At 37.3% G+C, this 11,900-nt stretch carries 10 protein-coding genes; 4 read left to right on the top strand and 6 right to left on the bottom strand.

Going from position 1 to position 11,900, the window contains the following annotated elements:
- Positions 1-441: 441 nt before the first annotated feature.
- Both L950_RS30965 and L950_RS30960 read right to left on the bottom strand, forming a co-directional pair.
- On the bottom strand, positions 442-2,700 hold the full coding sequence (locus tag L950_RS30965; protein ID WP_197086615.1) for a discoidin domain-containing protein: 2,259 nt from the start codon (positions 2,698-2,700) through the stop codon (positions 442-444).
- Between the two features lie 14 nt (positions 2,701-2,714).
- The gene (locus tag L950_RS30960) at positions 2,715-4,448 is read right to left on the bottom strand and encodes a glycoside hydrolase family 2 protein (protein WP_197086614.1); all 1,734 of its coding nucleotides are present in this window, start codon (positions 4,446-4,448) and stop codon (positions 2,715-2,717) included.
- A gap of 374 nt (positions 4,449-4,822) precedes the next feature.
- Here L950_RS30960 and L950_RS21435 point away from each other — a divergent pair, with 374 nt between their 5' ends.
- Positions 4,823-5,392 carry an RNA polymerase sigma factor gene (locus tag L950_RS21435; RefSeq protein ID WP_021192443.1) on the top strand — a complete coding sequence of 190 codons (570 nt, stop codon included), beginning with the start codon at positions 4,823-4,825 and terminating at the stop codon, positions 5,390-5,392.
- A gap of 26 nt (positions 5,393-5,418) precedes the next feature.
- Positions 5,419-6,531 carry a trypsin-like peptidase domain-containing protein gene (locus L950_RS21430; RefSeq protein ID WP_031289893.1) on the top strand — a complete coding sequence of 371 codons (1,113 nt, stop codon included), beginning with the start codon at positions 5,419-5,421 and terminating at the stop codon, positions 6,529-6,531.
- A gap of 67 nt (positions 6,532-6,598) precedes the next feature.
- Here the strand turns inward: L950_RS21430 and L950_RS21425 are convergent, their stop codons facing one another.
- Positions 6,599-7,234: a peroxiredoxin gene (locus L950_RS21425; RefSeq protein ID WP_021192441.1), complete on the bottom strand. Its 636-nt coding sequence runs from the start codon at positions 7,232-7,234 to the stop codon at positions 6,599-6,601.
- 180 nt (positions 7,235-7,414) lie between these two features.
- Between L950_RS21425 and L950_RS21420 the strand changes: the two genes are divergently transcribed.
- Positions 7,415-8,554: an acyl-CoA dehydrogenase gene (locus L950_RS21420; RefSeq protein WP_021192440.1), complete on the top strand. Its 1,140-nt coding sequence runs from the start codon at positions 7,415-7,417 to the stop codon at positions 8,552-8,554.
- Positions 8,555-8,651: 97 nt separating this feature from the next.
- On the opposite strand, the gene L950_RS21415 is transcribed toward L950_RS21420, so the two are convergent.
- Genes L950_RS21415 through proB form a run of 3 tightly spaced genes read right to left on the bottom strand, consistent with a single transcriptional unit; the run spans position 8,652 to position 11,335 of the window.
- The gene (locus L950_RS21415) at positions 8,652-9,050 is read right to left on the bottom strand and encodes a hypothetical protein (RefSeq protein WP_031289890.1); all 399 of its coding nucleotides are present in this window, start codon (positions 9,048-9,050) and stop codon (positions 8,652-8,654) included.
- Position 9,051: 1 nt separating this feature from the next.
- Complete coding sequence (locus tag L950_RS21410; RefSeq protein ID WP_021192438.1) at positions 9,052-10,299, bottom strand: glutamate-5-semialdehyde dehydrogenase; 1,248 nt, start codon at positions 10,297-10,299, stop codon at positions 9,052-9,054.
- 1 nt (position 10,300) lies between these two features.
- Entirely contained in the window at positions 10,301-11,335 is a 1,035-nt protein-coding gene (gene proB / locus L950_RS21405; protein ID WP_021192437.1) for a glutamate 5-kinase, read from the bottom strand.
- Between the two features lie 162 nt (positions 11,336-11,497).
- On the opposite strand from proB, the gene L950_RS21400 reads away from it, so the two are divergent.
- Positions 11,498-11,900: hypothetical protein (locus L950_RS21400; RefSeq protein WP_021192436.1), on the top strand; the 403-nt coding region annotated here is incomplete at its 3' end.

Here is an 11,900-nt window from a genome sequence, read left to right as displayed (position 1 = left end):
TCGCGGGTTCGAGTCCCGTCCGGACCGCTGGAATAAAAAAGCTTTCAATGCAAATTGAAAGCTTTTTTTGTTTATTAGGATTTCTCCCTAATTCACCTGTTCTTTTTTTATTACATTTTCTATAGATAGCTTTTAGTATAGCTATACGAAATATGCATAAAGTAAAACATGTTCAACATCTTGAACATCTAAATACCCTATTATTTTAACGCTTTTAATCTATTTTTCAAACTCAGAGATAGATCTAGCAGATTATTGTGGTAACTCGTCCCTAAATATCATTTTTGACTCATAATAGCGCAAGACAAGCTTATCATTGGCTAACTGTCTAAATTAAATGTACACTCTAAAATTCCTATCAATATATAGATACTGACAAAAAAAAGAAGCCTTAATATGCAAGGCATACGAAGGCTTCTCTTTTGCTTTATTATAAAGCTATTATTCTGCGCTCACAGAGAATTCCGCTGCTGCAGCAAAGTCTTGTCCATTTTGCGAACTTAATGCTGTAAAACGAATAAAACGACCTTTTACTGGCTTAGCCAAAGTTACTGTCTTCGGTTTTCCGTTATTTTCGAAATTACCTTCAGCAACTGGCTCGCTCCAATTCTTACCATCTGTACTCACTTGCAATTTATAGCCTTTAATGGTACCATTACCACCACCTTGACGTGGGGTATAGGTAAAAGCTTTAATGGTTTTAATTGCATTCGCATCAAAATCTACCCAATGCGGATATTGTGCCACAGTAACAGAATACATCGAATGCCAAATTGTACTTGGATCACCATCTAATAAATTAGAAGCTTCACCTTCCCCTGTTTCTTCACTCGAAGCAAATACAACTTGCATCGGGATACTTTCTATTTTAGGAAATTGGAAGGAAGCTTTCAATTTCTCATTGCCCTTTGCCCATGCTGTCACAATACCACCTTCACGTAAGTTAACAGGAGCTTTGTATATTTGTGGCTTTCCTTTACCAATGGTATAATATAGTTCCGCACCTACCTGCTCACTTGCGATATGCACATCACCGTTACGGCTTCTTGACACCGAGATCGGCACATCACCCGCTAGAGATACCTGAGACTTCTGACGATAATCCTGATTAGCAACAGGACGGATAATAAAGCCAAACGAAGTTGATTTTGCTTTCACACGATCTTGTTCCAATGGAGGTCCTTGCCCACAGCTATTTCCACCCAAACCGGTAACTGCCGCATCCACATGTAAATGTGTACCTGAGCTTTTTGGTAATTTATAGGGATGACTTGCTAAGGTAACTTCCATCTCGCTCCACGGTAATGCAGATGTCGACATATGATCTTTGGCAATAAAGACCACACCAGACCCCGACTCATCCGTTAAAGCTGTCCAACGCACCTCTTCATTATTACTCATACTTTGAGGATTGGGCCATGGAACAAATTGGTCTTTAACCGTACACGTATGTAACTCTATATTCTGTGCAGTTTTACGGTCTGCATAGTTATTGATCGGTCCTCTTCCGTAATACGTATAGTTGCTATATTGATCTGGTAGCTGCAAACCATAACCTAATCGGGCTAAAGCTAACGTTTCATCATTGGATGTCACATTAGTGGCTAATTCGAGCGAACCATCTTGATATACTGTCCAGACCTGATTTGTTGTAAACTTGAAGTCATTAGCGCCAAAAGGTTTGTCTTTATGTTCTTCAATCGTATATGTTCCAGAAGTACCACCATGAATAGTCGCTGCATTAGGCGCTTGCGATTCGACCATAAATGATAGAATGATTGCTCCATCTTGTCTCGTGTAGATCGAGCTGGATAATGCTTTGTGCTTCAGATTATGTAAGCCCTTTTGAAACCATTGCTGATAAGCCCAGTTATCATTATCTACTGGTGCACGGAAAGCATCTAATTTAGGTCCCTCACCGTCACGAATAACCTGTTTACCAGCATAGTTTAGGCTATAAATACTACCATTTTCCGTATCAAACTTAATAATGAAATCTGAACCTTTAATTACTTTTAACTTTTGTTCATCAACGATGCTTAGTTTAGCGTTTGTCTGAACAGCAGCTATAGTAGGTTTTTCACTTGCAGCTTTAACAAACAACTGTTCCTCCATCTGTAAATATCCTTTAGCTGCCCATAATTGATCTTTAACTAATAAGAACTGTACTTTAACAAAGTATTCCGATTGTTTATTTAATTTTTGAAAGTCCAAAGGTAATGTAACCACTTTCTTCTCACGTGCTCCAACTGTTTCACCCTTTACTACTGAGACAGGCTTCTGTATCTCCACACCATTTTCATATAAAGACCAAACGATATCGTAATCCGCTAAAGAAACAAAATAGTTCTTATTAAAGATTTCTATTTTACCCTGTGCAATATCAACAGCCTTAACGCCCACATTCTGGTAAACTTTCTTTACCTCATAATATTGTGGCTTTGGCTTCATATCTGCGAAAATCAAACCATTATTGACAAATGTTCCATCATTAGGTTTATCACCAAAATCACCACCATAAGCAAAGAACTTTTCACCAGACTGTTTATCATAATAATACATGGCCTGATCGATCCAATCCCAAGTAGCTCCGCCCATAAAGAAATTTGTCGATTCAATTGCTTCCCAATAATCAATCAGGTTACCTGATGCATTCCCCATAGAGTGTGCATATTCGGAAATATGGAACGGGTATTTCATCTTAAACTGCCTTTTTACAGCTTGACGAACCCATTCGATCGAAGGTATTGGTTCGACCCCATATCAACGATATTATTATTACGCTCGTACTGAACAGGACGTGATGTATCAAATTTTTTAATCGCATCATATGCCGCTACAAAGTTGTTTCCTGGGCCGGCCTCATTACCCAATGACCAGAGAACAATAGAAGGATGATTTACATTTGCATGAACCATCTCCAAGTTACGTGCTACGTGTGCATTCTTCCATTCCGGAGGGTGTGAAAGAGAAGCATCGCCATAGTAATATTCATGACTTTCAATATTAGCCTCATCTTCTAAATAGATTCCGTATTTATCACATAAGTAATACCAATATGGATCATCTGGATAATGTGAATTACGAACATGATTGATATTCGCTTTCTTCATCAAGATGATTTCTTGCTCCATCTGCTCATGTGTCACCACTTTTCCTTTCTCAGGATTTGATTCGTGGCGATTTACCCCTTTTAATTTTACAGTTTTACCATTTACAAAGAAATAACGTCCTGCCAAACCAAACTCATCATCAGAAGCCTTTGTATCTTTAATTTCCACTTTACGGAAACCAACATAAAGAGAAGATGTTTCTATTGTACGGTTTTTACTATCTTTTAATTCAGCAACAAGTGTGTACCGGTATGGACGCTCTGCTGACCATTTATTGGGGTTTTCAACTTGAAGAGTAGCTTTAACGATAGATGAGGTATTCGGATTAATATCTACCACATCACTAGATACCAAAATAGATTTTACAGCTGTATTAACATCGCTATAAAGTTCATTCGCATAGAGACTATATTTAATCTGATGACCTTTAGCAACTTTTTTATCTTTATTTAAGATTTCTGCTTTAATACTTAAAGTTCCATTTTGATACTTTTCATCCAAATCTGGAATAGCGACAACATCACGAATCTGAACCTTCGGCTTTGATGTTAAAGCAACTGTTCTGAATATTCCTGGAAGACGGAACATATCCTGAGCCTCAATAAATGAGGCATCTGAATTTCGATATACTTCTACCGCGACAACATTCTCACCTTTCTTATTCAAATAATCAGTGATATTAAAAGAAGCTACATTACGTGAGTTTTTTGAAAAACCGATGTACTTCCCATTGATCCATAGATAAAAAAATGAATCTACTCCATCAAAATTAATATAGATATCACGGCCGTCCCAATTGGTTGGCACCTCAAATGAGCGTCTATAAGATCCGACTTCATTTCTATAGATATACGTTGTCCAATGCTTCGGAGGAGTACGCATAACACCTCCGCGCCAGTCATCCACTTTTACCTGATGTTGAAAAATAACCGGTTGGTTGACATAGATAGGCACACCATATTTTAGCGTACCATCTTTTTGAATACCCGCTATATTCCAGCTCATCGGAACACCAACATTATCCCAAGCTGTTACATCTGCTTTAGGATCAAAAAAATTCTTCGGTCTTTCATCAGGAGTTTTTACCCAATTAAATTTCCAGGTACCGTTTAAAGACTGCCAATACTCACTATTTTCCGGTAATACTTTACGAGCCTTATCAGCATCTTTAAAAGAGAAAAAATAAGCATGGGGTTGCTCCTTATTGAGCGCGAGGTCTTGGGGAGACTCCCACTCTTTACCTGTTGGAATCGTTTCGACCCCATAACGAAAGCCCGCAATCGGATCTCCGATTTGTGCGTTCACCTGAAAGGCCAATGCTAATAAAACTGCCATGACACAGCTTATTCGCATAGATAATGATTTGATCATATTCATTTATTAAATAGAGGTTGTCCACAAAAATATAAGCAATATAATGAAATACAAGTACCTACAATTAATCATTCGATTGCGTAAAATTTATATATATAAAGATGGATAAGTTCCATTCTGTTCAAAAAGTTAATCAGGAAAGCTTCATAAACGGCTGAGTGTCCAAAATCAAAAATAAACTTGATGCACACGAAACCACTATTTTTTTCGTTTAAAAAATTTACGCTTATCAAAAAAAAGAGTAGGTTTGGCCCTACGTAGAATGGGTTTTTCTACCAAACATCATAAATATTAAACTCGTTGGGTTACTATTAGTTATATTAAGGTATTAATAGGTGAGTAAGATCAGTAAATCAAATAAGCTCGAGAATGATGAGCAAATCATAGCCGGTATTAAATCGGGTAGTAGTATTGCATTGGATGCAATATATGAATTATACTATCCATCTATTGCCCATATGATTTCTCAAAATAACGGAGGCGAAGATGAGGCAAAAGATATCTTCCAAGAGGCCGTGATTGTTCTTTATGACAAGGTTTCTAAAGGTAATTTTGAATTAAGCAGTAAACTTAAAACCTATCTATATTCGATTTGCAGAAGACTTTGGCTTAAGCAGTTAAATCGTGCAGGTTTTGGATCAGTAGATATCCGCAGTTATGAAGATTCGTTGCCGGATAACGATGATATCGAGCGACATCAGGAGCTTGACAAAAAATTTGAACAAATGGAACATGCAATGTCTCTTTTAGGAGAACCTTGTAAAACCATTCTCCACGATTTCTATATCCAGAACCATTCCATGCAGGAGATCTGCGAGAAGTTTGGATATACCAATACAGACAATGCCAAAACTCAAAAATACAAATGCCTGCAAAGATTGAAAAAACTATTTTTCATGCAGTAAAAAAATTAGTATAACAAACAATGAGTATGATGAGCCAACAAGAGTTTTTTGAATTAGCAGATCGCTATCTCAGGGATGAAATGATAAAAGAAGAGCGTGCTTCTTTCGAATCTTTCTGTGCAGAAAACCCTTCTTTCTCGGCACAGCTAACGCAACACCGTCAATTTCTTGACAATCTTAAAGATACACAGTCACGTATTGATTTCAAACAGCAACTCGCACAGTCCGCTAAAAGTTATCACCAATCGCATCAGCAGGCGAAAGTGATTCCGATGAAGCAAACAAAAGTAATCTCTTTGTGGGAAAAATTGAAAGCAAGTTCATTAGTAGCTGCTTCGGTAGCCGTAGTTGCCGTATTTTCCACCTTATGGATTTCAGGATATTATAAGAATATTGACAAAGCCAATACTGATTACAGTGCATTGAAGCGTGACATGAATAATGTAAAGAAAGATGTCAACGAACATAATGCTGCGCTGAAAAGTATTAATAATAAATCAACCAAAGCAAGTGAATCTTCTGCCAGTCAATATGGAGCTACAGGGTTTATGGTTTCAAATAATGGTTATGTCGTGACCAACTACCATGTTGTAAGTGGTGCCGATTCTATTTATTTGCAAAATAATAAAGGTGAATCTTATAAAGCACAGGTAATCCATTCGGACGCCAGCAATGATTTAGCGATACTACTAATTGAAGATGCTAACTTTAAAAGAGGCAAAACTTTACCATACACCTTTAAAACCGCAGCATCAGATTTAGGGGAAGATATATATACGATAGGTTTCCCACGGGATGAGGCCGTGTACGGGCAAGGATATTTGAGTTCATCGACAGGATATGCGGGTGATACAATCGCTTATCAAATTTCAATCCCTGTTAACCCAGGAAACAGCGGTGGTCCAGTAATGGACACCAAAGGAAATGTTATCGGTATTATCTCCGGTAAACAAAGAGGGATTGATGGTGCCGGTTTTGCAATCAAAACAAAATCGATATTGAAAGCATTAGATGAAATACCTGCCGATTCATTGCAAGGGCAAGTAAAATTAAATAAGAAAAATATGCTCTCTGGTCTTTCAAGAACAGAGCAAATAAAAAGAATGCAAGATTATATATACATGGTGAAAGTATATTAATCACATTTAATACCCATAAAAAAAGGCATCAATTCAATTGATGCTTTTATGAATAATATACTCCTAATTATAAATTAGGCTGTGGAGTTGTTCTTAAGTAAGGTTTGATTTCTTTAAAGCCTTTCGGGAACTTTGCAGGGATGTCCTCTGTTTTGATAGCAGGGACCACAATCACATCCTCTCCATGTTTCCAGTCCGCAGGTGTAGCTACAGAATAATCGGCAGTCAACTGTAAAGAATCAATAACACGTAATATTTCATCAAAATTACGACCGGTAGATGCAGGGTACGTTAGTGTTAATTTAATTTTTTTATCTGGCCCTATAATAAATACCGAACGTACTGTTACCGTTGCAGAAGCATTGGGGTGAATCATATCATACAATTCGGATACATGATGATCTTCGTCAGCAATAATCGGAAAATTAACAGTAGTATTCTGGGTTTCGTTGATATCCTGTATCCAATCCAAATGATCTTGAACAGGATCAACACTTAAAGCGATTGCTTTCACACCCCTTTTATCAAACTCCGATTTTAATTTCGCTGTTCGTCCAAGTTCAGTTGTACAAACAGGTGTATAATCAGAAGGGTGCGAAAAAAACACAACCCAGCTATCTTTAATAAACTCATGGAAATCAATATCTCCTATTGTCGTCTGCGCTTTAAAATTTGGCGCTTCATCTCCTAATCTTAAACTCATATCTTTCTTTTTTAAATTCGTAATACACTATATACTCTACAAATATAGTAGATTTTTATTTATAACAAAATCTAAGCTTTGTTTTTTACAAAAACCTGTTAAAAATTATTAAACTTTATTATGCGAGCATAATAATAAAATAAGTATATTTACTTACAAACCATTACCAATGTACACATTATGAATTTTGAATTAAACGAAGAATATAGCATGATTCAGGAAGCTGCTCGAGATTTCGCGCAGCAGGATTTAAAACCGGGTGTCATAGAACGGGATGAGAAAGCACTATTCCCTTACGACCAGGTGAAGAAAATGGGTGAATTAGGATTTATGGGCATGATGGTCGACAGTAAGTATGGAGGTGCAGGGCTTGATGCATTAGCTTATACCTTGGTCTTGGAAGAAATTGCTAAAATCGACGCATCAGCTGCAGTGATCATGTCTGTTAATAATTCTCTCGTATGCTACGGCTTAGAAGCTTTCGGCACCGAAGAGCAAAAAGAAAAGTATTTAAGACCTTTAGCTTCTGGAGAAAAGCTAGGTGCTTTTGCCCTATCCGAACCTGAAGCGGGTTCAGATGCAACATCTCAGCACACAACAGCAATAGATCAAGGAGATCATTACCTTTTAAATGGCACTAAAAACTGGATCACAAATGGCGGTAATGCCGATATTTGCCTCATCATTGCACAGACGCATCCCGAAAAAGCACATCGCGGCATAAATGTACTGATTGTAGAAAAAGGGATGCCTGGTTTTACAATCGGACCAAAAGAGAATAAACTTGGCATCAGAAGCTCAGATACCCACTCACTCTTATTTACTGATGTTAAAGTCCCTAAAGAAAACCGCATAGGTGAAGATGGATTTGGATTCAAATTTGCCATGAAAACATTAGATGGAGGTAGAATTGGTATTGCGGCCCAAGCATTAGGTATCGCCGCAGGTGCTTATGAATTCGCTCTTGCTTATGCAAAAGAGCGAAAAACCTTTGGAAAACCAATTGCAGATCATCAGGCTATCCAATTTAAACTCGCAGATATGGAAGTTGAAATAGAAGCCGCAAGACTATTGACATATAAAGCAGCATGGACAAAAGATCAAGGGTTGCCCTACAGCAAAGAAGCGGCAATGGCCAAACTACATGCTTCCGAAGTTGCGATGAAAACAAGTATTGAAGCCGTTCAGATCCATGGTGGATATGGATATGTAAAAGAGTACCATGTAGAAAGATTGATGCGTGACGCAAAGATCACACAGATTTATGAAGGAACTTCTGAGATACAGCGATTAGTCATCGCTAGAGAGATACTAAAATAAAAAGATTCACGGGGTAACCGGTCATGCCCTGTGAATCTGTAAATTTTCCTCTATTTTAAGGATAGCAGATTAAAAAGTGATCAAATTTTATCTGCCATTAAACAAGCTTACCATCTATTGTTGCTAAATAGCCATAATCTTCAAATGCAAAGCTAGAGGTTTCTTTCATTACATAATTTAATAACAACTTAGATTTTAGAAATAAGATTTGCTGTTCTTGAACGTCCTTACTTTTCAAACCATCGTGCATCAGTACCAATGCTAATGGTCTTATCTGCTCCACTTCCAGATCTTCTTTCGCGTAGCTAAATAAAGCTTCATCAGTTACCGTCAAGAAAAATTGACGGCTTTTTTTAAAAAACTCATCGTAAGCTTTATCAAATACAATTGATGAAGGCTCATCAAAAACATGCTGTTCATCGACAAGTAATCTCAAAAACTTACCCATTTCATTTGTCCAATTCAACAATGAATTACTTTCAAATCTAATTCCCATACTATCTTATTTGTCCATTACCCGTTACATACCATTTTTCAGTCACTAATTTTTCTAAGGCAAAAGGTCCTCTAGCGTGAAGCTTTTGTGTAGAAATACCGATCTCAGCTCCTAAACCAAATTCTCCACCATCTGTAAATCGCGTGGAGGCATTTGCATACACTGCAGCAGCATCCACAGCATTCATAAATCGTTCCAATTTTTCAGAATCATTGGAGACAATACATTCTGAATGACGGGAGGAATAAGTAGCAATGTGCGTCAAAGCCTGTTCCAGTCCGTTTAATATCTTAATTGAACATTTAAGATCTAAAAATTCACGCCCAAAATCAACTTCATTTGCTTGTTGCAAATAAGGATATCCCAATCGCTCTAAAATAGCATAACTCCGTTCATCAGCAAAAACTTCCACCCGCTCCTTTTCAAAGGGAACGATAATTCCATCTAAAAATGAATCAGCAATCTCCTCATCTAATAATATCGTATCCAATGCATTGCAAACAGAAGGTCGGGATATTTTTGCGTTAGCAACAATAGCAACAGCCTTATCGATTGTTGCTGATTGCTCTACATAGGTATGACACACCCCAGCACCTGTTTCAATAACGTGTACTTTAGCATGCGCACGAACAAAATCAATCAATGATTGCGAACCTCGGGGGATAATAATATCCACAAATTTAGTTGCCGTAAGTAATTCTTGTACAAATTTCCGGTCTGTTGGCAGTAATTGAACAATATTTGGGTTTAAATGATGCTGAATCAAAACTTTTTGAATGATCTCAACCAATATCTGATTTGTATGAAAAGCATCTGTGCCACCCCGCAACAGACAAACATTGCCCGAGCGAATACATAATGCAGCCACATCAATAGTCACATTCGGTCTAGACTCATATATAACCGCGACTACACCCAAAGGAACTGCTTTCTTTTCCAACAATAAACCATTATCCAAAATCTGCTGGTTTAATAACTTTCCGGAAGGATCAGGAAGTTTAGCAACATCCAACACACTTTTTGCCAAAGCCTCTATCCTTTCGGCATTCAAAACCAACCGATCCCTTTTCGGATCATCTGCATCTAATAATTTCAGATCTTTTTCATTTTCAAATAGAATAGCAGTAACCCGTGCTCGCAATGTCTCTGCCAGATCAGTTAAAATATGTGCTTTTGTATCTGAATCCAATTGACTTATATCCCTTGTTGCAGCCAATGCTGCTTCTAATTGCTCTGTGATATTTTCCATATTATAACAATACGATATCATCAGCATGTGCTAAGATGATATCTTTACGTTTTACATTCTTCATTAAATCGCCCATATCCCACTTAGATTTAGCAACAGCAATGATTTGATCATCTTCGTCAAAAATATGGAACACTTCACCTTCCTCAAACTGTTCAACACAGGTTTTAACACCAACAAGTAAGAGACTTTTTCGTTGCAAAAGTGCCTCTACAGCACCTCTATCAATAATTACTTTACCCTTAATTAAACTTCCACTTGCTAACCATTTATTGCGGGAAGAAACCTTTTTAGGCTGTGCCATGCAGATCGTACCCGTTTGACCTTCGATCGCCTTCAGCAAGGCATTTTCAGTTTGCATGCTAAAAATAACAGCCCGTATCCCCATCTGATTAGCCAACCGTGCAAAATTTAATTTTGACGTCATACCACCAAGACCGACAGAAGACTTATCTGTTCTTGCTAAAGAAAGTGCCGCCTTATCGATCACTTTTAATTCGGGGATAACTATTCCTTCCGAATCCATAACTCCGGGTACCGAAGTTGTAAATAAAATTTGCTCAGCACCAAAGCCAACTGCAATCAAAGTCGCCAACTCATCATTATCAGAAAATTTCAATTCTTTATTACTCACCACATCATTTTCATTGGCAATAGGAATAATGTTATTTTTCCATAAAGTTTCATAAGTATTTTTCAATTGCACAAATTGATTCCTATTTGCAAAATGCTGACGCTCACATAAACTTTGAGCTAAAGCAATTTTAAAGGGTCGAAAATAAGTACTATAAATTTGCAATAACAAAGGATTACCAATAGCTGCTGCAGCCTTTCTTTCTGACAAAGTCCCCGAATACCGTGTCAAAAACTTTTTCCCTGCCGCAACTGCTCCTGAAGAAACCAGAACGACATTATATTTCTGTTGTATTTGAGCAACCTGTCTTGCAATCTCCAATACGATCCGTTCATCTACCTCCCCGTCCGCTGTCGTAATAGAAGCTGAGCCAAACTTGATAACAACAATTGGCTTTTTCATATATTTTTTTGTGTTTATTTTGTTTAGGTAATTACTTATTCTTATAAAAATAAAGAAGCGTTTTGACAAAAGAAAGGTTTATGAAAAATTATCTACCAAAAAGGTATATTTTATATGGTACAATTTGTGTAGGAATACTCTCAATTCAAAACACCATCATATATGAATCGTTTACTTAACAGTATCATGGTTGCTTCGCTTTTGTTCGTTTCATGCCAACAAAAGAACAAGGAGGCTGCCCAATCCAAAGAAACAGCGACAGTGGGCGGTGATAAAGACAAGCACGGCTGTATCGCCAGTGCAGGATACACTTGGTCAACTTTAAAAGATAGCTGTGTTAGGCCTTTTGAACAGATACAATTGGATATCGTTAATAATTCAGATAGCTATGAAACAGCGGCATTTCTGATTATTGATGATAAGAAACATGCTGCAGAGGTTTTTCTAAAAGAAAGCCCAGAAAGCATTGTCTTAAAACACGTCAAAGAATATGAATATGAAAATCAGGATTACAAGTTAATTCAGGATCAGCATTGCTGGACATTAATTAAAGGCGACAAAACTT

Source organism: Sphingobacterium sp. IITKGP-BTPF85, assembly GCF_001006065.1.
GTDB classification, from domain to species: Bacteria; Bacteroidota; Bacteroidia; order Sphingobacteriales; family Sphingobacteriaceae; genus Sphingobacterium; species Sphingobacterium anhuiense.
This window is presented reverse-complemented; position numbering and strand designations above follow the sequence as displayed.

What these genes read in the sequence shown, in the direction of transcription:
- L950_RS30960 (WP_197086614.1), bottom strand. Translation starts at nt 4,448, where the DNA reads ATGGCAGTTTTATTAGCATTGGCCTTTCAGGTGAACGCACAAATCGGA.
- L950_RS30965 (WP_197086615.1), bottom strand. Translation starts at nt 2,700, where the DNA reads ATGAAATACCCGTTCCATATTTCCGAATATGCACACTCTATGGGGAAT.
- proB (WP_021192437.1), bottom strand. Translation starts at nt 11,335, where the DNA reads ATGAAAAAGCCAATTGTTGTTATCAAGTTTGGCTCAGCTTCTATTACG.
- L950_RS21425 (WP_021192441.1), bottom strand. Translation starts at nt 7,234, where the DNA reads ATGAGTTTAAGATTAGGAGATGAAGCGCCAAATTTTAAAGCGCAGACG.
- L950_RS21430 (WP_031289893.1), top strand. Translation starts at nt 5,419, where the DNA reads ATGATGAGCCAACAAGAGTTTTTTGAATTAGCAGATCGCTATCTCAGG.
- L950_RS21420 (WP_021192440.1), top strand. Translation starts at nt 7,415, where the DNA reads ATGAATTTTGAATTAAACGAAGAATATAGCATGATTCAGGAAGCTGCT.
- L950_RS21410 (WP_021192438.1), bottom strand. Translation starts at nt 10,299, where the DNA reads ATGGAAAATATCACAGAGCAATTAGAAGCAGCATTGGCTGCAACAAGG.
- L950_RS21415 (WP_031289890.1), bottom strand. Translation starts at nt 9,050, where the DNA reads ATGGGAATTAGATTTGAAAGTAATTCATTGTTGAATTGGACAAATGAA.